This is a genomic window from Sphingobacterium sp. HSC-15S19 (assembly GCF_050433745.1).
In the GTDB taxonomy this organism is placed as follows: domain Bacteria; phylum Bacteroidota; class Bacteroidia; order Sphingobacteriales; family Sphingobacteriaceae; genus Sphingobacterium; species Sphingobacterium siyangense.
Genome location: NZ_JBNPWQ010000021.1, coordinates 58,588 through 82,946 on the forward strand (window position 1 = coordinate 58,588; position 24,359 = coordinate 82,946).

Below are 24,359 nucleotides of genomic sequence, written 5' to 3' on the forward strand. Positions count from 1 at the left end.
TTATGAGTATCAGAAATACGATTCTTGTTCGTGTCTATTTTGCTTTTGGGCTTATCGTACTACTTGCGTTTTTGGTATTTGGAAAAATGACAAAGTTGCAGTATGTCGATGGAGAGCATTGGAAAGCTTTAGCGGATAGCCTTTCTATTCAGGAACGAGAGGTGGAGGCTGCTCGTGGTAATATCTATTCAAATGACGGAAGCTTGTTGGCTACATCAGTGCCTGAATATGAGCTTCGTTTTGATGCAATGGCTATTCCGGAAGAGGATGAAGAGTATTTCAATTTGAAAGTTGACTCCTTGGCTATTAAACTTGCTGATTTTTTTAAAGATAAATCATCGCGGCAGTATTTGACATTATTAAAACAGGCGCGCAATAAAAAACAACGCTACTTGTTGCTCAAACGTAATGTGTCACATCAGGATTTAAAACGGGTAAAACAATTTCCTTTACTTAAATCTGCTCGTGTCAACAAGGAACGTTTTCCAAGTTGTTTGATTACTGATAGGCAGAATAAGCGCATTTTACCTTTTGTCAATCTCGCTGCGAGGACCATCGGTTATAAAAATGTGAAAGAAGATATTCATGTTGGACTGGAAGGTGCGTATGGAGAATATATCGACGGAAAAAGCGGGAAGAGGTTAATGCAGCGTATTGCCGGTGGGGTATGGATTCCTGTCAACAAAGATATTGAGGTTGCTCCGGTTGATGGGTCTGATATTATCTCGACCATTGATGTGAATATGCAGGATATGGCGCAAAGGGCCCTGGAGAAGCAGATGATTACAAGTAACGCGGATGAGGGCTGTGTTGTGATGATGGAGGTGAAAACAGGAGAGGTGCGTGCGGTGGCCAATTTTATGCGTGATAAAGATGGGGTCTATCGTGAAAAGTTCAATCTTGCAATTGCGCAAAGTGCAGATCCAGGTTCAACATTTAAGTTGGCTTCTTATTTGGCTTTGATTGATGATAAGAAAATAGACTCGAGTACAACAGTGAATATTGGTAATGGTAATTGGCCAATTTACAAGCATACCATTCGTGATTCACATGCGCCTAAGAAGTCTATAATTTCTGCGAAAAGGGCCTTTGAGGAATCGTCGAATGTGGGTGTTACTAAGTTTGTTTATCAGGCTTATAAAGATAACCCAGATCAGTTTACATCAAAACTGCATTCTTTTGGTTTTGGAAAAACGCTAGATCTGCAGATTCCAGGCGAAGGAGTTCCCTTGGTGAAAACATCAAAAAGTAAAAGCTGGAGTGGGTTGTCGCTGGTACAGATGGCTTACGGCTATGAAATGAAAATTACGCCATTGCAAACGTTGACATTTTATAATGCTGTCGCAAATAATGGTAAGTTGATAGCGCCGCTATTTGTTAAAGAAATTCGGCATTTAGGAAATACAATTCAAACGTTTCAAGCGAAAGTCATTAATGAAAAGATCGCCTCGGATCATGCTTTAGCAGAGGTGCGGGGAATGATGGAAGGCGTTATGACTGAAGGGACAGGTAGAAGTGTTGCTAGCCCATTGTATAGCTCTGGTGGTAAAACAGGAACGGCACAGATGGCTGATGGCTCGAGAGGGTACGGTGCTAGACGATATCAATCTTCATTTGCTGGGTATTTTCCAGCTGAAGATCCAAAATATTCCATTATTGTCGTGATTCGTAATCCGAGAAATGGATATTATGGGGCATCGATTGCAGGTCCTGTATTTAAAGAGCTTGCAGACATGGTATATGCAAACGATATGGAGATGGAGGGAAAAAAGACGTTTAAAGCAGTTAATGTGGGCGGAAGAATGCCATTGACTTTGCAGGGGTCGAAGGAAGCTAGTAAAAAAGTGTACGATAAATTGGGGATTAATACCGTGAATTGGGATACGATTGCGCGGGGAGAGGTGGATACCTCGACACGAGGCGTACCATTCATAGATTTAAAATATAAAGAAGGAATCGTTCCAAATGTTGTCGGAATGGGATTGATGGATGCTTTATATGTTGTGGAGAATGCAGGATTTAAAGCGCACGTGACAGGAAAAGGAAGAGTTGGAATGCAGTCGTTAGCTGCAGGACAGAAACTGGCTTTTGGAACGGCGATAAATTTAGAACTTAAGTAATGATGGATTTAAAAAAAGTATTGCATGCTATTCCTGTACAGCAGGTTGTAGGGAACCTTGAAGAGGTCGATGTGCACTCTTTGTGCTTTGATTCCAGAAAAGTGGAGTTGGGAAGTTTGTTTATCGCAGTGCGAGGTGTTCAAACAGATGGTCATTTGTTTGTAGACAAGGCAATTACTTCGGGAGCAAGAGCAGTTATTGTAGAGGAGTTGCCAAAAGAGACGTTAGACTCTGTTGCCTATATTTTAGTAGCCGATTCGGCATATGCTTTGGGTGTGGCTGCCGCTAATTTTTACGGAAATCCTTCGGAACAGTTGAAGTTGGTCGGTGTGACCGGCACAAATGGTAAAACGACAGTAGCTACATTGTTGTTTCAGCTGTTTACTGAGTTGGGCTACCATGTAGGCTTATTATCTACGGTGCAAAACCAGATTGGAACGAAGATTATACCAGCAACACATACAACACCGGACCCTATTCAATTGAATAAATTGTTACGGGATATGGTTGATGATGGCTGTGACTATGCATTTATGGAGGTTAGTTCACATGCTGTCGTTCAGGAACGTATTGCAGGCTTGGTGTTTGCGGGTGCAATATTCACAAATATTACGCATGATCACCTTGATTTTCATAAAACTTTTGATAACTATATTAAAGCGAAAAAGAAGTTTTTTGATGATTTGGATGCGAATGCTTTTGCTTTGACGAATGCTGACGATAGAAATGGCCAGGTCATGCTTCAAAATACAGTGGCACATCGGAAAAGCTATGGCTTGCGTTCTGGTGCAGATTTTAAAGCAAAGGTGATCGAAAGCCATTTCGATGGTATGTTGATGAGTGTTGACGGACAGGAAGTATGGGTGAAATTGATCGGCGATTTCAATGCATATAACCTTTTGGCGGTTTATGCTGCCGCTATCTTGCTTGAGCAGGAAACGGTGAAAGTGTTGACCGCACTTAGTACCTTGAAAGGAGCAGAAGGACGATTTGAAACGATGAAATCGGCTTCGGGTGTTTTTGGAATTGTAGACTACGCGCATACACCTGATGCGGTTGAAAATGTGTTGAAGACTATAAGTTCATTGCGACGCCCAGAGCAAAAAATCATTACGGTGTTAGGATGCGGCGGCGATCGGGATAAGACCAAAAGACCTGAAATGGCAGAGGCGGCTCTGCGTTATAGTGACCGTTTTTTAATTACATCTGATAATCCGCGGACGGAAGATCCTTATCAGATTATTAGAGATATCGAAGCTGGTGTGGCAGCAGACCAAAAGGCGAAGACGCTTTCTATAGCGGATCGTAAAGAAGCCATACGCACAGCATATCAGCTGGCTAATCCGGGGGATATTATCCTAGTGGCAGGAAAAGGGCATGAGAAATATCAAGATGTAAATGGTGTGAAACATCATTTTGATGATAAAGAAGTTTTAGAGAATACATTTAACGAACAATAGAAATATGTTGTACCATCTTTTTACGTGGCTTAGCGAATATATTCATATACCTGGAGGAGGTTTGTTTCAATACATCTCCTTTCGGACATCTATGGCCGTAATCGCTTCATTGATTATTACCACGGTTTTTGGGGGAAAATTGATTCAATTCTTGCATAATAAGCAAGTCGGAGAGACAATTCGTGATTTGGGGCTTGAAGGAGAAAAAAAGAAAGCTGGTACGCCAACAATGGGTGGGATCATCATCATTGCAGGTATCCTTATCCCGACCTTATTATTTGCAAAATTGACGAATATCTATGTGATTATCATGATTGTGACAACACTTTGGATGGGCGCAATTGGATTTTTAGATGATTATATAAAGGTTTTTAGACATAATAAAGATGGATTGGCTGGTAAGTTTAAGGTTGTTGGACAAGTAGGTTTGGGAGCCATAATTGCTTGTACGATGTACTTTCATCCGGATATTGTTGTTCGAAAAGGCGTGGATAAACCAACCTCTACCAAGCCCGTTGAAGTGGTTATCAATGAAGGCACAGGTGAGAAGACCTATGCTGAAAACGTGAAATCATCTAAGACAAATATTCCGTTTTATAAAAATAACGAGTTTGATTATGCTAAGGTGTTTAAAATATTCGGACTACAGAGCGATTATCTGACTTTCGTCGTCTTTTTAGTTGTCGTTATTTTTATCGTTACGGCCGTTTCAAACGGTGCAAATATTACGGACGGTATCGATGGTTTAGCCACGAGTACATCCGCTATCATTGGTGTTACTTTAGCCATTTTGGCGTACGTGTCAGGTAACGTAATCTTTTCGGATTACCTCAATATTATGTATATCCCCAATTCCGGAGAACTCGTGATTTTCGCCGGGGCATTTGTGGGGGCTTGCGTAGGTTTCTTATGGTATAACACGTATCCTGCCCAAGTTTTTATGGGTGATACGGGAAGTTTGGCAATAGGAGGTATAATTGCTGCTTTTGCTATCCTGATTCGGAAAGAACTGTTGATTCCGATTTTATGTGGTGTATTTCTGTTGGAAAACCTGTCGGTTATTCTTCAAGTGTCGTATTTCAAATACACGAAGAAGAAATATGGTGAGGGTAGACGGATCTTTTTGATGTCGCCATTACATCACCATTTTCAGAAGAAGGGGTATCACGAAGCGAAAATTGTAACACGTTTTGTTATTGTAGGAATCATATTGGCCATTCTTACTATTGTAACATTGAAAATTAGATAATGATGTCAAACATTGCAACAATATATTATCCTCAATCTGGACGTTTGGTCATTTTAGGCGCCGGCGAAAGCGGTGTTGGAACGGCTATTCTTGGAAAAGAAAAGGGATTTGATGTATTTGTATCAGATAAAGGACTGATTGCGGACCACTATAAGGAACAATTGAAAGCCGAGGGAATAGCTTTTGAAGAAGGTAACCACGATGAAGAACGGATTTTGAATGCCGCTTTGGTTGTGAAGAGCCCCGGTATTCCAGAGACGGTGCCTTTGGTGGTCGCTCTGAAAGCAAAGAATATACCCGTGATTGCAGAAATTGAATTTGCGGCACAATATACCGATGCAAAGTTAATCTGTATTACAGGATCAAACGGAAAGTCTACGACGACGATGTTGACTTATGAAATGCTTAAGCATGGCGGTTTAAATGTTGGATTGGCCGGTAATATTGGAAAGAGCTTTGCGCTTCAGGTAGCTAAAGAACAGTTTGATTGCTATGTCTTGGAAATATCAAGCTTTATGCTGGACGATATGTACCATTTTAGAGCAGATGTTGCTGTTATATTGAATATTACGCCTGATCATTTGGATCGCTATGACCATAAAATGGAAAATTATGTGGATTCAAAATTCAGGATGATTCAGAATCAAACGGAGAACGATTATTTTATATACTGTCTGGACGATCCAGAAACAATTAAAGGATTGGAAAGACATCATAGTAAAGGGATCTATTTGCCTTTTACACAGGAACAACTTGTTGAATTGGGCGCTTATTTAAATGCCAATAAAACAATAATTATTAATACACCAAATAACGATACATTCACTATGAGAGCTGAGGAATTGTCATTGCAGGGGAAGCATAATATTTATAATAGCATGGCTTCTGGGTTAATTGCGAAAGTGCAGGAATTGAGAAATCAAGTGATGAAAGAGAGCATGGGCTCGTATGTGAATATTCCACATCGCCTGGAACATGTCGCCTGTATCGGCGGTGTAAATTACATTAACGATTCAAAGGCAACGAATGTAAATTCGGTATGGTATGCTTTGGAAAGTTTCTCTACACCAATCGTATTGTTATTAGGAGGTGTAGATAAAGGAAATGATTACAGTATGCTTGCTGATTTGGTCAAAGACAAAGTGCGCGCTATTGTTTGTTTGGGAAAAGATACGGCTGCAATTCATAAAGCATTTGAACAAGATGTGGAGATCATTGTCAACAGTACCTCCATGCAAGATGCCGTGGTATTGTCTTCACACCTGGCCCAAAAAGGTGATACCGTCTTATTGTCTCCTGCTTGTGCTAGTTTTGATTGGTTCAAAAACTATGAAGATCGTGGCGATAAATTTAAAGCGGCTGTAATGGAATTATAAATGGTGTAACCCAATAAGAGGAGGAAGGATATGCTACAGAATATAATGTCTAAATTGAAGGGTGATCGATGGATATGGATCATTGTGATTATCTTATCGGGATGGTCACTCTTGGCTGTATACAGTTCGGTGGGTACGTTGGCGTATAAAGAAGGGAAGGGAACAGAAATGTATTTGTTAAAGCACTTCTCTATTATCGCTATTGGCTTTGTCCTCATGTATCTTTCTCACAAGTTGGATTATCGGTATTATGCAGGGATTTCCAAAATCTTAATGGGAATTACAATTCCCTTATTGCTATTCACCTTAGCTTTTGGAAGTAGCGTAAACCAGGCCAGTCGTTGGTTGACCATACCAGGTATTGGGATGACATTCCAAACGTCAGATTTAGCAAAACTGTCATTGATTGTTTTTCTTGCACGGATGTTATCCCGGAAACAGGAGGAGATCAAAGATGTGAAAAAGTCATTTTTGCCCATCATGGGGTCCGTATGTGGGGTTTTCGTGTTGATTGCATGGGCCAACATGTCCACTGCGATTATGCTATTTGGAGTGAGTGTTTTATTGCTTTTGATCGGGAGGATATCCTTTAAACAGATTGCTATTGTATCTGCTGGGGTTGTTTTGCTAGGAATTATAGTCGTTTCTATTGGTCCTCGGCGTGCAACCTATTATAGTCGTGTGAAGTCTTTTTTTGGTGTAGAGAAGAAAGATGAAACGACGCCGGTATCCTTCCAGGATGATAAAAATTATCAGGCAAACAATGCGAAAATTGCGATAGCAACGGGTGGGCTTTTTGGAAAAGGACCTGGAAATAGCGTGCAGCGTAATGTGTTGCCGCATCCTTACTCAGATTTTATATATGCTATTATTATAGAGGAGTACGGGACAGTCGGTGGGGTAATCCTGCTATTTCTATATCTGGCCTTTATGTATCGATGTATACGTATTGTCACGATGAGTCCCAAAGCTTTCGGTACTTTTCTGGCAGCGGGTTTGGGATTTAGTTTGACGATTCAGGCCCTAGCAAATATGGCTGTTGCTGTAGGCTTAGGACCAGTTACGGGGGTTCCGCTTCCACTCGTGAGTATGGGAGGAACATCTATTTTATTTACGAGTGTCGCTTTAGGAATTATCCTGAGTGTGAGCAGAAATATTGAAGAATTAAAAGGTAAAGAAGAGCTGGATGAAAAGCCTAAACCGAAAAAAGTGGTTATAGGATCAATTCCAGCATAATAAAAAATTGAGCATGGCAATTCGTGTAATTATTAGTGGTGGTGGAACCGGAGGACATATCTTTCCGGCGATTTCAATTGCAAATGCACTGAAGGCAATGGATCCTGCAAATGAAATTCTATTTGTGGGTGCCAATGGCCGGATGGAAATGGATAAAGTGCCAGCTGCCGGTTATCAAATTATTGGACTTGATATCCAGGGGATCAATAGAAAACAGCTGTGGAAAAATATCTTCTTGCCATTTAAGCTTATGAAAAGCTTGAATATGGCAAAAAGTGTAATTAAGGATTTTAGACCGGATGTGGCTGTAGGTGTAGGGGGCTTTGCCTCCGGACCTTTGTTAATGATGGCGAATAAATTGGGCGTGCCAACCGTTGTACAGGAACAAAATTCCTATGCAGGTGTGACCAATAAAAAAGTTGGGGCAAAGGCAGCAAAAATATGTGTCGCCTATGAGGGGATGGAGCAATTTTTTCCTGCGGAGAAGCTGTTACTCACAGGGAATCCAATAAGACGTGAGTCTATAGCGATTGCAGGGAAAAGAGAAGAAGCTTTAACGTTCTTTGGGTTAGATCCACACAAAAAGACAATTTTGGTGCTCGGTGGAAGTTTGGGGGCTAAAACATTAAATGAAAGTGTGCTTGCTTACCTAAATGAATTAAAGGGAGAGGATGTGCAAGTAATCTGGCAATGCGGTAGTTTCTATGTCGAAAAGTTGCAGGAAGAGTTAGCGGGGAAATTGCCACAGAATATTAAGATGTTGGCCTTTTTACAACGTATGGACTATGCTTATGCAGCGGCAGATTTAATTATTAGCCGCGCCGGAGCGGGTACGATTTCTGAGCTCTGTGTAGTCGGTAAGCCTGTTATCCTTGTGCCTTCGCCCAATGTGGCCGAAGACCATCAGACCAAAAATGCAATGGCATTGGTCAATAAGGGGGCTGCATTGTTGGTTAAGGATAGTGATGCAAAAAAAGACCTGGTGCCTGCTGCTTTAACTTTATTAAAAGACGCAGATCATGTCGCACAATTAAGTGAAAATATTAAAAAACTCGGTAAGTTGAATGCTGACGTGCAGATTGCCGAGGAGGTGTATAAATTGGTAAATAAAAAATAGACGAAGTATGAATCTAGATGCAATAAAACAAGTTTACTTGATCGGAATAGGTGGTATAGGCATGAGTGGTCTTGCGCGCTATTTTAAGCATTTGGGCTGTGAGGTGAATGGATATGACCGTACAGAAACTGAGCTGACTAAAACCTTAGTCAAGGAAGGAATCGCGATCTCATATCAGGATGATATCAATACGATTGATGCTATTTTTCACGTACCTACAGCGGAGACATTAGTCATTTTTACACCAGCCATTCCTAAAGATTCGAAGATTAAAGCTTTTTTGGAATCTCAAGGACATATACTATATAAGAGATCGCAGGTTTTGGGGATCATTAGTGAGAGTAGATTTACGGTCGCTGTTGCCGGTACACATGGTAAAACGACAACTTCTACAATGGTGGCACATGTATTGAAAGATTCGGGTTACGACTGTTCTGCCTTTTTGGGTGGAATCAGTTCTAATTACGGTACCAATGTGCTTTATGGAAATAATAATACAGTTGTGGTTGAGGCTGATGAGTTTGATCGCTCATTTCTGACGCTTCACCCCAATATCGCAATAGTAACTTCTTCTGATGCGGATCATTTGGACATTTATGGAGATCGCAGCCATCTGCTCGAATCATTCCAATTGTTCTTGGATAAAGTAGTTGAAGGAGGTACACGTATTATAAAAAAAGGCCTCGAGTTTGCTGGACAAATAAGTTATTCAGGCCATGAAATCGCTGATGCATATGCTTCCAATGTGCATGTACGCGACGGAGAGTTCTTTTTTGACTACCAAGATACCAACGGGCGGATAGATGATATCCATTTAGGTATTCCTGGTACCCACAATGTTGAAAATGCGGTAGCCGCGATTGCAGTAGCCCGTTTACTTGGGATTGAAAATGAAGCGATCAAGAAGGCATTGACAACATTCAAAGGAGTAAAAAGAAGGTTTGAATATATTGTCCGTAAACCTGGAACGGTGTATATCGATGACTATGCGCACCATCCAGAGGAACTGCGTGCATTTTTAACTTCGATGCGTAAATTGTATCCTACAAAAAAACTAAATGTGGTCTTTCAGCCGCATTTATTTTCCCGTACACGGGATTTTGTGGATGGTTTCGCAGAGGTACTGTCCATGGCAGACAATCTGTTGTTAATGGAAATTTATCCAGCTCGGGAACTTCCAATTGAAGGGATCAATTCGAGTTGGTTATTGGATAAAATTACGGCAGAGAAAAAACAGCTTGTAACTGCAGAAGAAGTCTTGGAATTCGCACGCGATGAAAAGCCGGAACTGATTGTTACAGTTGGGGCAGGTGATATTGATAAATTGGTTAAACCGTTACAGGAAATTTTAGGGCATGCTTAAAAAATTACGTAACATACAATGGAATCGTGTACTCTACTTTACGCTGTTTTTTATCGGCGTAATAGTTGTCGTCGTGATTATGACTATTGTGGGGAAACGTGATGAGCAGCAGGTTTGTAAAGATATTAAAATTGTCATTGAAGGCACAGAAGCTTTTATTGATCAGGCTGATATCTCCAAACTGATAGAACAAAACTATGGTAGTTTTGCGGGAAAGAAAGTCAATGGAATTCCCTTTCAAAAGGTTGAAAAAACCTTGCGCAAATTACCTTATGTTTCCGATGCCAGTATACATGCCGATATGGATGGTACGATCAGAATTAATATTAGTCAGCGCGAGGCTGTCATGCGGGTCATCAACAAAAATGGAAAGGAATTTTATGTGGACCCCAATGGGTTGAAGATACCGACAACGTTGAAGTATATACCGCATATCATGGTTGCAACGGGTAACATCGCAGAAGGATATAATGAAGCACTGGATACCATATCAACGCCCTTGGTTAAAGATTTGGTAAAGGTTATTGAGTTTATCAAAAACGATGAATTATGGAGTAATCAAGTTGTGCAGATCTATGTCAACGGGGATAAGGATATTGAACTTGTGCCTCGTATAGGGACACAGCAGTTGATTGTTGGATCGGCAGATTCATTGGAACAAAAATTTGAATTATTAAAGACCTTTTATACGCAGATCATGCCAAAAGTGGGTATAAATGCTTACGGTGTTGTCAACGTAAAATATGGAGGTCAGATTATCTGTGAAAAGAGGGGAAACTGGAGTTTTTCAGATGATCAAACAAAAAAAGTAGCAAATAATACATTATAGTAATACAGCAACAATACAGGAAATTATGAACTCAAAGGCAGCAGAAATTGAAAGAGAAAACCCAATTATCGTGGGACTCGATATTGGTACTACCAAAATTTGTGTTACGGTTGGGAGACGTAGCTCAGGAAACAAAATTGAATTATTAGGTGTGGGCAAAGCTGACTCTGCAGGTGTAAGCAGAGGGGTGGTTGCTAATATCCAGAAAACTGTGGGAAGCATTTTAGAGGCTGTCGAGATAGCCGAAGCACAGTCCAATGTGGATATTAAAGTGGTGAATGTGGGAATTGCTGGCCAACACATCAAAAGTATTCAACACCGTGGAATATTTACCAAAACTGATGGTGATGATGAAATCATTCGACGCGATATCGAACGACTGATTTCGGATATGTATAAACTGGTACTGCCTCCAGGAGAAGAAATTATACATGTTTTACCACAAGAGTTTACGGTAGATAACGAACCCGGAATTCGCGAACCAATCGGTATGGCTGGTCGTCGTATTGAAGCAAATTTTCATATTATATCGGGACGTGTAACGGATATTAAAAATATCAAGAAATGTATTGATAATTCCAATCTGGAAGTTGCTGAATTAATTCTCGAGCCTTTAGCGTCTTCCGAAGCTGTATTGGATGAAGACGAAAAAAATGCTGGCGTTGTATTAGTGGATATCGGTGGTGGAACCACGGATGTTGCCATCTTCCATGAAGGAATTATTCGTCACACTGCTGTGATTCCTTTAGGCGGTAATATTGTAACGGAAGATATCCGTCAAGGATGTTCTGTTTTGCGTTCTCAGGCTGAATTGTTGAAAACTCGTTTCGGATCGGCTCTAGCTGATGAAAATAAAGAAAATGAGGTGATTTGTGTGCCAGGATTGAAAGGTCGTGAACCGAAGGAAATTTCCGTTAAAAATTTGGCTTATATTATTCAAGCTAGGATGGAAGAAATTATTGAGCACGTATACTATGAAATCAAATCTTCTGGATATGAAAATAAACTGATCGGTGGTATTGTTATTACCGGTGGTGGTGCTCAATTAAAACATTTGGTACAACTTGTTGAGTATATTACTGGAATAGATTGTCGTATCGGATTTCCGAATGAATATCTTTCTAAAAATGAGGTTTTACCAAAACCGTTGTTCGAAGAATTGAAAAGCCCTTTGTATGCAACAAGTATTGGCTTGTTGATTAAGGGAATTCAATCCCATGAGGAAGAAGAAGATAGCCGTAGAGAAATGCACGCCCCATCGAAAAAAGTGCAGGCTGCTACGGTGACAACAAAAGAGGTTTCTGAACAACAACAAAAAGAGCAAGGATTATTGTCATGGTTCAAACGTTTTATCAAAGACGGTAACGAAATCGATGACGCAAGTTTTTTAGATAAGAAGTAAGTTTTCCACAATAGTTGAAGTTTTCCACAATTTAACAAATGTGGAAAACTTTTGTTGAAATTATATTATTATTACATTACATATAGTGGGTTTGATTCGTTCTGATATCATCTTCATTGTAAGTTAAATAGGGATAAGTTATGTCAATACAGTTTGAAATGTTAAAAGAACAATCTTCAATAATCAAGGTTATTGGGGTTGGTGGTGGTGGCGGCAATGCCGTAAACCACATGTATAAACAAGGAATTAGTGGGGTAGATTTTATCGTGTGTAATACTGATGCGCAAGCATTGGAATTGAGCCCGATCCCAAATAAGGTTCAATTGGGAATAAGTCTAACCGAAGGTATGGGAGCAGGAGCAGATCCTGATGTAGGTGAAAATTCAGCAATCGAAAGTATTGAAGATATCAAACGTATGTTGGGTACCAATACCAAGATGTTGTTTATTACAGCTGGTATGGGCGGTGGTACTGGTACTGGTGCTAGCCCGGTATTGGCGAAAGCTGCCAAAGAATTGGGTATTTTAACTGTTGCGATTATTACGACACCATTTACATTTGAAGGTAAACGCCGTCGTTCTCAAGCGGAGGAAGGGCTTTCGGAATTACGTAAATATGTAGACTCTTATCTTGTTATTTCTAACGATCGTTTGCGTGAAATCTTCGGGAATCTAACGATGACAGCTGCTTTCGCGAAAGCGGATGATATTTTAACTACCGCTGCGAAAGGTATTGCCGAAATTATTACGATCCCTGGTTATGTAAACGTCGATTTTAAAGATGTACGTACCGTCATGAATGATAGCGGTGTTGCTATTATGGGTAACGCAATAGCTGAAGGTGAAGACCGTGCATTACGCGCTGTAGAAGGTGCTTTGGCTTCGCCTTTATTGAAAGACAATGAGATCGAAGGCGCTCGCTATATTTTATTGAATATTACTTCTGGAACAAAAGAAGTAACAATGGATGAGGTGGCAATCATTACGGATTACATTCAGGAAAAAGCTGGTTTGTCAGCTGATTTGATCTGGGGTAACTGTATTGACGAGAACTTTGAAGATGAGTTGTCAGTAACAATTATTGCTACCGGTTTTCAAACATCTGAAGAACGCGATAAAGAACGTGAAAATACAAAGGTGTCTATGCCCTTAACTGCTGAACCGGCTAATTCTTTTATCAAACCTGTTTCTCAGGTAGCACCAAGAGAAGTTCCAGCTACGAATAGTTTCGTAACTCCGGTTCAACGTGTGGATACACCAGTCCCTTCTTCAAATACGCCAACTCCAAATAATTTGCAATCTGATTTGTTCACTTCACCAAGAAATGCTGTGCAACAACAGGTGGCTGTTGAGGAACCTCAAGTTATACGTCATGATTTAGGTTTTGATGGTGGTTATGAAGAGGAGACTTCATTTGGAGACAATGATTTTCAATTGAAAACTTCGCCATCTGTGTTTCAATTCCAGATGCCAACAGTCTTCGATTCTTATACAGCACCTTCAGCTTCAGCATATGAGGAGAAACCTACTTTTTCATCAAGTACAACAAATGAACAAGTAGAAGTCCCGCAAGTGGAAGAAGAACAGGTGTCGTTTGAAGATCAGCTCGTTCGTACGAAAGAGCGTATTTTGCGTCTTAAAGAATTAAGCATGAAATTAAAATCTTCTAATGGTCTACATGAGTTGGAAAATGAGCCAGCTTATAAGAGAAAACAAATGTCATTGGAAGATACACCGCATTCTTCACAATCTCAGGTGTCTCGTTTTACACTTTCTTTTGAAGATGGAAATACTGAAATCAGACCGAACAATTCTTTTCTACATGACAATGTAGACTAGTTGATTCACCATAAAATAACAAAAAGCCATCCAATCGGATGGCTTTTTTAGTATCTTTAAATACCGAAATAAGACAATTATACAAGCTATGACGACAAAATTAAATAACCCTGTATGGGTAATGAGTTCTGCATTTGATAAATTATCCTTACCGGAGTTGATTCAGACGACCAAAAGAATCGGGGCGGGGGGGATAGACCTCTGTGTGTTTAGAAAAGATGGTACCCGAGAAGATCATACTGCAACACATTTGGATTATGATGATTTTACTCCTGCAAAAGCGAGGGAAATAATTGAGCTGTTCAATCAGGCTGATTTAAAACTTTCGCTTGGTGCTTTTGAAAATATGATTGGTGGTGATCCTGAGCAACGTGTGAAGAATCAAAATCATTTATTGAAATTGATCCGTATTGCACATTTGCTTGGTGGTGATGCAAATAACGTCAAGGTAGGAACATTCGTTGGATATAATCACGAATTGGGCAATCAAATTGATGGATTTCAAAAAAATCTTGAAGAATACAAACGTGTATTTGCTCCCATTGTTAATTATGCAGAGAGTTTAGGTGTAACCATCCTCTATGAGAACTGCCCAATGGAAGGATGGCGCTCTTCACGTTATAGCTCTACCTATAACAATCTTCCCGCTGTGCTGGCTGCTCGTAAATTAATGTATGCGATGATTCCGAGTAAAGCTCATGGTGAGATTTATGATCCTTCACATGATGTTTGGCAAAATACAAATCCGATTGAGGTTATTCGTAATACAGACATCAGCCGCTTACAACGTATACATGTGAAGACTACACGTAATTTACAGACCGCTGCACGTATTGATTGGGGGGGAATGTACCCTATGCAGCATGTTGATGCTGAATTGGCTAAAAAGGCCAACGTAAGTATTCCTGGGCATGACTGGGATAGACATCACTATGAGGCAATGTTACCTGGCTTTGGTGGATCCGATAGTATGGATTGGCGAGGCTTTGTTGACTTATTGCAAGAACGTGGTTTCAGTGGTCCCTTTGAGATCGAAAACGAAGCTAAGAATTCGAAAGATACAGGTGATTTTTCTGCAACGGTTCAAGGATTTACGACCTGCCTCAACTTTTTAGCACCGATGTTATGGGATTTAGAAGCAGAGGTGGGGTATTCTTATAAGAAATCTCAGCCTTTAGAAGACCTGAACGTAAAAGATGTTCCAGTTGTTACGATGGATGAGTTAATTTAGTAGGATAAAAATGCACTCCAACAAAATGACTAGTTGTTGGAGTGTATTCTGAAAAGTTCAATAAGTTCAGGAATATTAGAAACATTGAGTTTTTCAAAGATTCTGCTTTTATACGTGCTCACTGTTGAAGGGCTTAACTCCAACAAGCTAGATACTTCAATAATCCCCAGTCCCTTTATTAATTGTTTAGCAACGTCCACCTCTCTATTTGACAGACGTGCCAACGGATTTAGCTTCGTCAGTTCAGACTTGCTCTGTGTTAATTTCTGAATATATAGATCCTGTACATTGCTCGACATATACTTCCCTCTATCCTGAATAGCCAGAATGGCATTGGAAAGTTCAGCCATTGCTGTTGTTTTGTTGAGGTAGCCTACCGCTCCTGCTTCGATATAGCGTAGCGCATATAGTGATTCGTCATAAGACGAGAAAATCAAAATTTTGATGCTTGGTCGAATTTGAAGGATCTCCTCAACGACCCGTATATTATTTCCTCCCGGCATATTAATGTCCAACAATAACAGGTCGAAATCCTCTACCTTTATTTTTTCAAGAACCTCGTCAAAGGTTTCAGCTTGGAATATTTCTGCCTTTTGAAGAGTTTCTTTAATAATAACGGAGGCTCCTAACCGTACAATACCGTGGTCGTCTGCTATAAGAATCTTTTTCATAGATATGCTATCTGATGCTGGGCTTTAATTACCGTATGAAATAAAGTACTAACAATATACAATATATCTTGATATTTTACTAGTTAACGCGCAAATATAAGAAATTAAGTTAATAAAAATTGGGGCGGTGCGAGTTGCGTGTCTTTTCATATAAACAGGACATAGGGTAGAAAATATAGCACAATATGAGTTTAACGATAAAAAGTTGGCATATTTTAATTAGATTTATGTGACAATTACTAGTTTTGTCATAATTTATGGACTAAAAAATTTAAATATGGGATTTTTAAAAGAGTTTAAAGAGTTTGCAATGCGCGGCAGCGTGGTCGATCTAGCTGTCGGTGTTGTTATCGGTGGAGCCTTTGGTAAAATTGTCACCTCATTGGTTGACGATATTATCATGCCGCCCATTGGTTATTTAACAGGCGGTGTTGATTTTTCATCCAAAAAATTGATTCTGAAGGCCGCTGATGAGGCTACTAAACAAGCCGAAGTATCCATTAATTATGGAAACTTTATTAATGTGGTTATTCAATTTTTAATTGTAGCATTCTGTATTTTTTGTGTTATCAAAGCTTTAAATTCATTGAAACGTAAAGAGGAAGCAGCTCCTGCGGCACCTGCAGCACCGACGAAAGAAGAAACACTTTTGACTGAGATCAGGGATATTCTGAAAAATAAATAGTGTAAGGTATATACTTCATTTATAAAAATCAGCACAGTCAAACTGTGCTGATTTTTATTTTATGGTAGTTGAAAAATTGTTTTTTGAAGCTGTAGCTGAATAAATTAGCTTGTCTGCTTCACATTAACTTTAAATGTTCGTAATATTGTTTGTTTTTGTCTAAAATAAACTTTACTTTTGCATTCCTCTTGGGGAGTTTTGTATTAATTGAAGTAAGAACAAATTAGCATAATAGCGTCATGAAAAGAACATTTCAGCCATCGCAAAGAAAAAGAAGAAACAAACACGGTTTTAGAGAGCGTATGAGCTCTGCAAACGGTAGAAGAGTATTAGCTTCACGTAGAGCTAAAGGTAGAAAACGTCTTACAGTGTCTGACGAATACCGTCACAAAGGTTAATCTTTGACAAGGATCGGTGGCCACTTATAAGAGCTTTTTCTAGTAAGATTAAGTCATCGTATGAAAAATACATTTACAAAAGAAGAACGGTTATGTGCGAAAAGGCGTATTGATGCGCTTTTTAAAAGCGGTTCTTCTTTTGTTTTGTATCCGTTTAGGGTTGTTTTTATCTTCGAGAAAAACAACTTGACTGACCATATTCCCTCCAGTCAGTCTATCATTTCCGTATCCAAACGTAGGTTCAAAAGAGCAGTTGATCGCAATTCGATTAAGCGAATGATGCGTGAGAGTTACCGTTTACAAAAATCGAATGATTTGATTCCGTTTTTGTTGAAACATAATGTAACTTTGTATTTAGCTATTCAATATGTAGGCAAGCAGATCTTAGCGTATGATGTGTTTAGCACCGCAATGAAAAAAATGCTGAAAAAATTGCAGGATGAATGTGCTGAAGCTTATTTGGAAAAAGGGGATTAGACCCTTGTTTAGTTTTATTTTCTTGGCTATTATTCGTTTCTACCAAGTTTTTATCTCACCATTTTTAGGCGCCAATTGTAGATATACACCTACCTGTTCTCAGTACGGTAAGGAAGCTATTTTGAAATATGGTCCTTTTAAAGGTGGCTGGATGGCTTTGAAACGAATCGCACGTTGCAACCCTTGGGGTGGCCATGGGCATGATCCTGTACCTTGATTTCTATAACGACGATGAATAATTTAATTTTACAAATTGATACATCAACCGCTGTATGTTCGGTTGCCTTGAGTGAAAATGGTCAAACGTTGCAAGTCATCGATCTCGATGAACCAAATGCTCATGCGGCTAAATTGACTATTTTGATTGAGGAAATTCTTAAACAGACAGGCCGAAAGATGCAGGATTTGAACGCTGTTGCGGTGAGTATGGGGCCAGGCTCGTATACAGGCTTGCGGATAGGGGTGTCTACGGCCAAAGGTCTCTGTTATGCCTTAGATGTACCTTTAATCGCTATTAACACGTTAGAAGCGTTGTTTTTAGGCTATAAAGGGCAATTCGGTTTAACAGAAGATGAAGCTTACCTTCCTATGCTCGATGCCCGTCGGATGGAAGTCTATACAGCAGTTTATAATCATAACGCTATATTGGAGAGAGCGACATCTGCGGAAATCATCGATGTTGAGTATTTCAATGAATTATTGCTGAACTACCATCGTGTCCATTTATTTGGTTCGGGAGCCGATAAATTCCAGGATTTGTTCAGTGCAACGGATCGCGTGGATGTGCTGAGCGGATTTAATGTTTCCGCGGCTTTTCTATCGCTGTTGGCCTTTGATAAATTTCAGCGGAAAGAGTTTGAGGATGTTGCTTATTTCGAGCCATTCTATCTTAAAGATTTTGTGGTTACCCCTGCAAAGAAAAAGGTTGGCTTATTATAGCCAACCTTTTCTTTTGAACCACAAATAAATCGCAAGGGATATGGCAACCATGATTCCCATGGCCACTGGATATCCATAGTACCATTCTAATTCGGGCATATTTTTAAAATTCATTCCATAAATTCCTGCCACAAAAGTGATTGGCATAAAAAATACGGAGAAAATCGTCAGGATGCGCATAATCTCATTGGTGTGATTAGACGAGATGTTGAAATATACATTCAGTAGCTGTGCTACATTTTCCGATAAGTTTTCGTACAAGGTTGATGTCCGGACCTGGAGATCTTTTAAATCGCGGGTATAGACATCTTTTTTCGACGAGGAATGAAAATGCTCAACGACCTCTCTGTAGAGAAAGATGACCTTTCGTGCAACATCAATCTGCCTTTTGATAAAATAGAGGTTTTTCAGTATTGGCTGTTGTTTCATGCGTTTGAGGAAAATCAATTCTTCGTATGCATCGATGCGTGTTGAAAGTTGCTCTAAGGTTTGACTAAAGGTGAATACAGCCGCAGTCGTGATAAATACAGCCAGTTTACGGCTATTTTTTGTCTTGATGGACGTGAATTCAATATTCTTAAGTTTTTCTAAAAACTCGATACGACGTTTGTGTACAGTAATCACAAAATCACTTCCGTAGAAGATGGTCAGGCGATCGGTGATTTCCCCGATGCTGTCTGAATTTTCCTTGAAATTGTCCGACATGACACGGAGAATAACAAAGGTATAATTCTCAAATTCTTCAATTTTCGGTAGATGTTCTGGTTCTTTGGAATCCTTGATCGAAGCTTCATTCAAATTGAAGCGCTCTTTGATAAAGGTGAAGTCTTCTGAGGTTGGCTCAGCTATATCTATCCATTCGTAGTTTGCGATTTCCTTTTCAACAATCGTTCTGACCATAAATCCAATTTTAGTAAGGACAAGATAAGAAAGAAAATAAAAAAAGCCATCAACTCAGTTGATGGCTTTCCTAAATTATTATAACCTTCTATTTGTTTGAAGATTTATATTCTTCGTTTAACTGTTTGATTACCTCATTCGTGATTTCCAGAGATGGGTCAGCATACAATACAGTTGGGTTGCTTTTTGAATAGGTCAGCACCAGTTTGTAGCCATTTTCTGCTGCATGTTTTTTCAGGAATTCGGTAATTTTATTATAAACATTGTTGAATTCTTCAGACTCGTCTTTTGCAATAGAGGAAGAAGCTGTTTGATCTAAACGTGCAAGCTCATCTTGTTTACGTGCTAGTTTTTGTTCAGTAGCTTGTCTATCAGGGGCAGACATTGTAGCTGCATTTTTTTGATATTCGGCAACTTCCCGTTGGAATGCAGTGCTTTTAGATTGCAGATCCGTTTGTGCTTTCTTTACTTTGTTTTCAAGCTTTGATTTAATGTCCTTAAAATATTGATATTTTTCAGAAAGTGAATCCGAGTTTAAATAGACGATTTTATCTTTGTTACTTCCCTGGCTCTCCTTGCTTACCGTATTGGAATCATTTTTTGCAGGTTCGTTTGTTGTTTTTGCACCTTGGTTACATGATGCAATAGTTCCAACCAATAAAAGGCCAAAGGAAACTTTCGATACAATTGAAAATATAGTGTTCATTTTTTTGTTATTTGCAAATTATTACTGAAAACAAACCTAACATAAAAAAATCGAAATTCTAGTTTTTAGTAATAAAAAAGTAAAATTATCCTATGTATTATAATTCGGAATATAGGTTCAATACTTGTTCACGGACTTGATAAATCGGCCAAAATTTCGTATTTTTGAATATTACATTTAAGAGGTTTTCAATGAGCGAAGAAAATAAAAATGCATCCACCTATTCGGCCGATAATATTCAGGTATTAGAGGGTTTAGAGGCGGTTCGTAAGCGTCCATCCATGTATATTGGTGACACCGGTGTAAAAGGATTGCACCATTTGGTATACGAGGTTGTTGACAATTCAATCGATGAAGCTGTAGCAGGATATTGTACAGATATCTTTGTTACTATCCATAAAGATAATTCGATTTCTGTCCGGGATAACGGTCGTGGTATTCCTACAGGAATCAACAAAAAAGAGAATAAATCAGCCTTAGAGCTTGTAATGACTGTATTGCACGCCGGAGGTAAATTTGATAAAGATACATACAAGGTTTCTGGTGGTCTGCATGGTGTCGGTGTTTCCTGTGTGAATGCACTATCTACCCTTTTGAAGGCTGAGGTTCATCGCGATGGAAAGATTTTCCAGCAAGAATACCAAATTGGTAAGCCCTTGTATGATGTGAAAGAAGTTGGTGTTTCGGATAAGACGGGTACGATTGTAACCTTCCATCCAGATGCGACAATTTTCACGCAGACTACTGTTTATAATTACGATACATTGGCAAATCGTCTTCGTGAACTTGCATTTTTAAATAAAGGTGTGAGTTTGACGTTGAATGATGAGCGGGAGACTAATGAAGACGGTTCTGAAAAGAAAGAAACATTCTATTCAGAGGGTGGTCTGAAAGAGTTTGTGAAATTTTTAGATGGTAACCGTCAGTCGTTGATTCCTGAACCAATTTATGTTGAAGGCGTGAAACAAGGTATCCCTGTTGAACTGGCTTTACAATATAACGATACGTATTCGGAGAATGTCCATTCTTATGTGAATAACATCAATACGATTGAAGGTGGTTCTCACGTTGCGGGTTTCCGTCGTGGTTTGACACGTACTTTGAAAGCATATGCGGACAAGTCAGGTTTGCTTAAAAACTTAAAAGTGGAAATTACCGGTGATGACTTCCGTGAGGGATTGACAGCTGTAATTTCGGTGAAGGTTGCAGAACCTCAATTTGAGGGACAAACGAAGACGAAATTAGGTAACTCCGAGGTGATGGGGGCTGTAGATGTTGCTGTTGGTGAGATCTTAGGTGTTTATCTGGAAGAGAATCCACGTGAGGCAAAATCTATTGTTCAAAAGGTTGTCATTGCAGCTCAAGCACGTGCTGCTGCACGTAAGGCCCGTGATTTGGTCCAACGTAAAACCGTTATGGGGGGCTCCGGACTTCCTGGTAAATTAGCCGACTGTCAAGACAACGATCCTACCAAATGTGAGATTTATTTTGTCGAGGGGGATTCTGCGGGTGGTACTGCCAAGTCTGGTCGTGATAGAAAGCATCAGGCGATCATGCCTTTACGTGGTAAGATCCTGAACGTTGAAAAAGCGATGGAACATAAGATCTACGAAAATGAGGAGATCAAAAATATGTTTACAGCTTTGGGCGTGAGTGTAGGTACTGCCGAAGATGCTAAGGCATTGAATATTGAAAAATTACGTTATCACCGCATCATCATCATGACCGATGCCGATGTGGATGGGTCCCACATTACAACATTGATCTTGACGTTCTATTTCAGATACATGAAGGAATTGATCGAAAGAGGATATGTATATATCGCTACACCGCCGCTATACTTGGTGAAAAAAGGGAAAGAGCATGAGTACGCTTGGAATGAAGACCAACGTATCAATGCAATTCAACGTTTGAAAGGAAGTGGTAAAGAGGATAGCGTACACGTACAACGTTATAAAGGTCTTGGAGAGATGAATGCAGAACAGTTATGGGATACAACCATGAATCCTGAAACGCGTACTTTAAGACAAGTAACTATTGAAAACGCGGCAGAATGTGACCGTATCTTCTCGATGTTGATGGGTGATGAAGTTGCTCCGCGTCGTGAATTTATCGAAAAAAATGCACGTTATGCTAAAATTGATATTTAATTGATCTGATCATAAAAGAATAAAAAAAGCCTGATGAAAAATTTCATCAGGCTTTTTTTATTCTTTTATATTTCCTAATTTCATACCAGTGAACCGTTTTTCTGCCGGGATAAAATGTTCATCGCCTAGCATTTAGCCAATATTAATTAAAACCTATTATGAAATATTGTAGCAAAATTTTGCTCTTTATAGGTTGTTTTATTGGACTAACCTGTACGGCGCAAACAAATGAAAAAATCGATCTCCAAGATTTATTTGAAAGCTTATCGGAAGAGCTTCCTGAGGATGCTGATTTGAGTGAATTCACTGAAAAGTGGTCTCATTATCTCAAACACCCGATCGATCTCAACAAAACTGATGGTAGAGAACTCACTGAATTACAATTTTTGAACCCTTTATTAATCGAGCACCTATTGGCCCATAGGACCATTTCAGGGAATTTTATCAACGTACTCGAACTACAGTCCATTGAAGGATTTAATGAGCGGATAGTCAGTTTGTTGTTACCCTTCGTAAGGGTAGGTCCGGGATCTCCCCTTGAAACCCTGAAATCGAGAAATTTTAAACAGGAATTTATAATACGGTACGCCCGGATACTCGAAAAAGCAAAGGGATACCGTATAGTCGATACGACGAAATCCCATTATCTTGGCGATGCCAATCGCTATGCTGTTAGGTATAGAGCCCAGTTAAACGATGGGTTTCATCTCGCAGTTAATATGGAGAAAGATGCGGGGGAACCATTTTTTAGAGACAGGCAAAAAATGGGATTTGATTTCTATAGCTTAAGTATATCAATAAAGTCTTTAGGCCGTTTCAAAAATATCGTGATCGGCGATTACGCGTTGCAATTTGGCCAGGGACTCAGTATGTGGAATGGTCTGAATTTTGGAAAAGGGGGATTGGTACAGCATACTGCAAGACAAGGGATCGGTGTAAAGTCATATACGTCATTAAATGAGGCTAATTTTATGCGTGGCATTGCAGGAACATTACAGATTAGGCACATTGAAATTACACCTTATTTCTCCTACCAATCCATAGATGGAAAAGTTAACCGTACAACTTCTCCGCCTACGATTTCAACGATCGCAAGCTCAGGCTTGCATCGGACTGCAACCGAACAGCAATACCGTCATGCCGCATCTCAACTGGCCTATGGATTGAATCTGTTGTGGCGCTATAAGCGGTTCAAAATGGGTGTTCATTTCAATCAGACACAATTAAATGTCTTTAAAACAAAAGGCAATGGTATACGGCAAAAGGCGGACTTTGAAGGTGATTTTTTGCGAAATATAAGTCTATATGGAAACTATACGATTCGGAATGCTTATTTATTTGGTGAGTATGCAAGCAGCATGGATGGCGGTTCAGCACTGTTAGCAGGATCTATGATAAGTTTGCATCCACGTTTATCATCGGTTGTATTGCTGCGGGACTATAAAAAGAATTTTCATACTTTTTATGGACAGGGATTTGGTGAATCGGATAACACCTCCAACGAGCAGGGGGCTTATTTGGGACTAACGTATCAATTGGGTAGAAAATTGCTCTGGTCCAATTATGCGGATATATTTCGTTTCCCGGGAGCAAAGTATCAGGCTGATACGCTATCTACAGGCGCTGATTTTTTTAGCCAGCTGAGTTACATGTGGTACAAAAAAGGCCAACTTTCATTGCGCTATCGTAACCGATTTAAACAAGTTAATTACCAGGGAGAGGGACAAACCGAGCACGGGCTTGTAAATACCAGCAAACAGCAGTTCAGGGTAGAATTTCATTACCGCCTAAGTTCAATATGGACGATTCGCTCCCGTGTAGAAGCTAATTTATTCCAAAAAGAGTATCAGGAAAATAGTTTCGGTTATATGCTTTATCAAGATTTGCTCTGGAAGTCTAGCGCGGGAAAATTTCAGTCGAATATACGCGTTGCGTATTTCGATGCGGCAAGTTATGATAATCGGATCTATGCTTATGAGCAGGATGTATTATATGCATCTGGTTTTGGAATGTACAATACAAGGGGATGGAGAATGTATTTCAATCTGCAGTATCGGTTAAGCCGCCATCTTCAGGTATGGACCAAATATGCGGTCTATTATTATCCGGGGCGAGAGAGTATTGGGACTGGACTGGACCAAATTGAGGGTAATAGAAAGTCAGAGGTTAAGATACAGTTGCGGTGGCAGTTATGAAAGAGCTTAGTTTTATA

At 39.6% G+C, this 24,359-nt stretch carries 21 protein-coding genes; 18 read left to right on the forward strand and 3 right to left on the reverse strand.

All coding sequences use genetic code 11. The features are described 5' to 3' along the window. Positions 1-2: 2 nt before the first annotated feature. From L1283_RS17390 to L1283_RS17440, 11 genes are all read left to right on the forward strand, one after another. Positions 3-2,120 carry a penicillin-binding protein gene (locus L1283_RS17390; RefSeq protein ID WP_286710334.1) on the forward strand — a complete coding sequence of 706 codons (2,118 nt, stop codon included), beginning with the start codon at positions 3-5 and terminating at the stop codon, positions 2,118-2,120. Then, positions 2,120-3,580 (forward strand): UDP-N-acetylmuramoyl-L-alanyl-D-glutamate--2,6-diaminopimelate ligase, encoded by a 1,461-nt coding sequence (locus tag L1283_RS17395; protein ID WP_088160417.1) that lies wholly within the window; start codon positions 2,120-2,122, stop codon positions 3,578-3,580. Before L1283_RS17390 ends, L1283_RS17395 begins: the two co-directional genes overlap by 1 nt. 4 nt (positions 3,581-3,584) lie before the next feature. Then, positions 3,585-4,829 carry a phospho-N-acetylmuramoyl-pentapeptide-transferase gene (gene mraY / locus L1283_RS17400; RefSeq protein ID WP_201665954.1) on the forward strand — a complete coding sequence of 415 codons (1,245 nt, stop codon included), beginning with the start codon at positions 3,585-3,587 and terminating at the stop codon, positions 4,827-4,829. A 2-nt stretch (positions 4,830-4,831) separates the two neighbouring features. Beyond that, positions 4,832-6,205: a UDP-N-acetylmuramoyl-L-alanine--D-glutamate ligase gene (gene murD, locus L1283_RS17405; protein WP_286710369.1), complete on the forward strand. Its 1,374-nt coding sequence runs from the start codon at positions 4,832-4,834 to the stop codon at positions 6,203-6,205. A gap of 30 nt (positions 6,206-6,235) precedes the next feature. Then, on the forward strand, positions 6,236-7,441 hold the full coding sequence (locus L1283_RS17410) for an FtsW/RodA/SpoVE family cell cycle protein (RefSeq protein WP_145328211.1): 1,206 nt from the start codon (positions 6,236-6,238) through the stop codon (positions 7,439-7,441). Positions 7,442-7,454: 13 nt separating this feature from the next. Continuing rightward, on the forward strand, positions 7,455-8,558 hold the full coding sequence (murG, locus tag L1283_RS17415; protein ID WP_145328212.1) for an undecaprenyldiphospho-muramoylpentapeptide beta-N-acetylglucosaminyltransferase: 1,104 nt from the start codon (positions 7,455-7,457) through the stop codon (positions 8,556-8,558). 7 nt (positions 8,559-8,565) lie between these two features. Further along, the gene (murC, locus tag L1283_RS17420) at positions 8,566-9,921 is read left to right on the forward strand and encodes a UDP-N-acetylmuramate--L-alanine ligase (protein WP_286735916.1); all 1,356 of its coding nucleotides are present in this window, start codon (positions 8,566-8,568) and stop codon (positions 9,919-9,921) included. Continuing rightward, complete coding sequence (locus tag L1283_RS17425) at positions 9,914-10,750, forward strand: cell division protein FtsQ/DivIB (RefSeq protein ID WP_120335351.1); 837 nt, start codon at positions 9,914-9,916, stop codon at positions 10,748-10,750. Before murC ends, L1283_RS17425 begins: the two co-directional genes overlap by 8 nt. A gap of 25 nt (positions 10,751-10,775) precedes the next feature. Continuing rightward, on the forward strand, positions 10,776-12,152 hold the full coding sequence (gene ftsA / locus L1283_RS17430; RefSeq protein ID WP_070564959.1) for a cell division protein FtsA: 1,377 nt from the start codon (positions 10,776-10,778) through the stop codon (positions 12,150-12,152). 140 nt (positions 12,153-12,292) lie between these two features. Then, positions 12,293-13,990: a cell division protein FtsZ gene (gene ftsZ, locus L1283_RS17435; RefSeq protein WP_088160422.1), complete on the forward strand. Its 1,698-nt coding sequence runs from the start codon at positions 12,293-12,295 to the stop codon at positions 13,988-13,990. A gap of 88 nt (positions 13,991-14,078) precedes the next feature. Continuing rightward, entirely contained in the window at positions 14,079-15,221 is a 1,143-nt protein-coding gene (locus L1283_RS17440; protein WP_248933074.1) for a sugar phosphate isomerase/epimerase family protein, read from the forward strand. A gap of 29 nt (positions 15,222-15,250) precedes the next feature. Here L1283_RS17440 and L1283_RS17445 read toward each other — a convergent pair whose 3' ends face one another. Further along, the gene (locus L1283_RS17445; protein WP_120335355.1) at positions 15,251-15,892 is read right to left on the reverse strand and encodes a response regulator transcription factor; all 642 of its coding nucleotides are present in this window, start codon (positions 15,890-15,892) and stop codon (positions 15,251-15,253) included. A 277-nt stretch (positions 15,893-16,169) separates the two neighbouring features. Between L1283_RS17445 and mscL the strand changes: the two genes are divergently transcribed. From mscL to tsaB, 5 genes are all read left to right on the forward strand, one after another. Then, complete coding sequence (gene mscL, locus L1283_RS17450) at positions 16,170-16,577, forward strand: large-conductance mechanosensitive channel protein MscL (RefSeq protein ID WP_046673978.1); 408 nt, start codon at positions 16,170-16,172, stop codon at positions 16,575-16,577. Positions 16,578-16,816: 239 nt separating this feature from the next. Next, positions 16,817-16,975 carry a 50S ribosomal protein L34 gene (rpmH, locus tag L1283_RS17455; protein WP_075991291.1) on the forward strand — a complete coding sequence of 53 codons (159 nt, stop codon included), beginning with the start codon at positions 16,817-16,819 and terminating at the stop codon, positions 16,973-16,975. 60 nt (positions 16,976-17,035) lie between these two features. Continuing rightward, complete coding sequence (locus L1283_RS17460) at positions 17,036-17,452, forward strand: ribonuclease P protein component (RefSeq protein ID WP_286710330.1); 417 nt, start codon at positions 17,036-17,038, stop codon at positions 17,450-17,452. Continuing rightward, positions 17,415-17,669: a membrane protein insertion efficiency factor YidD gene (gene yidD / locus L1283_RS17465; protein ID WP_075991293.1), complete on the forward strand. Its 255-nt coding sequence runs from the start codon at positions 17,415-17,417 to the stop codon at positions 17,667-17,669. Before L1283_RS17460 ends, yidD begins: the two co-directional genes overlap by 38 nt. A gap of 14 nt (positions 17,670-17,683) precedes the next feature. Further along, positions 17,684-18,391, forward strand: coding sequence for a tRNA (adenosine(37)-N6)-threonylcarbamoyltransferase complex dimerization subunit type 1 TsaB (gene tsaB, locus L1283_RS17470; protein WP_145328215.1), 708 nt, complete (start codon positions 17,684-17,686; stop codon positions 18,389-18,391). Here the strand turns inward: tsaB and L1283_RS17475 are convergent. Further along, on the reverse strand, positions 18,386-19,291 hold the full coding sequence (locus L1283_RS17475) for a magnesium transporter CorA family protein (RefSeq protein ID WP_088160427.1): 906 nt from the start codon (positions 19,289-19,291) through the stop codon (positions 18,386-18,388). The two genes, tsaB and L1283_RS17475, sit on opposite strands and share 6 nt — an antisense overlap. Before the next feature lie 88 nt (positions 19,292-19,379). Next, positions 19,380-19,997 (reverse strand): OmpH family outer membrane protein, encoded by a 618-nt coding sequence (locus L1283_RS17480; RefSeq protein ID WP_088160428.1) that lies wholly within the window; start codon positions 19,995-19,997, stop codon positions 19,380-19,382. Between the two features lie 191 nt (positions 19,998-20,188). On the opposite strand from L1283_RS17480, the gene gyrB reads away from it, so the two are divergent. Continuing rightward, positions 20,189-22,147, forward strand: a complete 1,959-nt coding sequence (gyrB, locus tag L1283_RS17485) for a DNA topoisomerase (ATP-hydrolyzing) subunit B (protein WP_088160429.1) — start codon at positions 20,189-20,191, stop codon at positions 22,145-22,147. 158 nt (positions 22,148-22,305) lie between these two features. Then, positions 22,306-24,342 carry a helix-hairpin-helix domain-containing protein gene (locus L1283_RS17490; RefSeq protein ID WP_145328216.1) on the forward strand — a complete coding sequence of 679 codons (2,037 nt, stop codon included), beginning with the start codon at positions 22,306-22,308 and terminating at the stop codon, positions 24,340-24,342. Positions 24,343-24,359 lie beyond the last annotated feature (17 nt).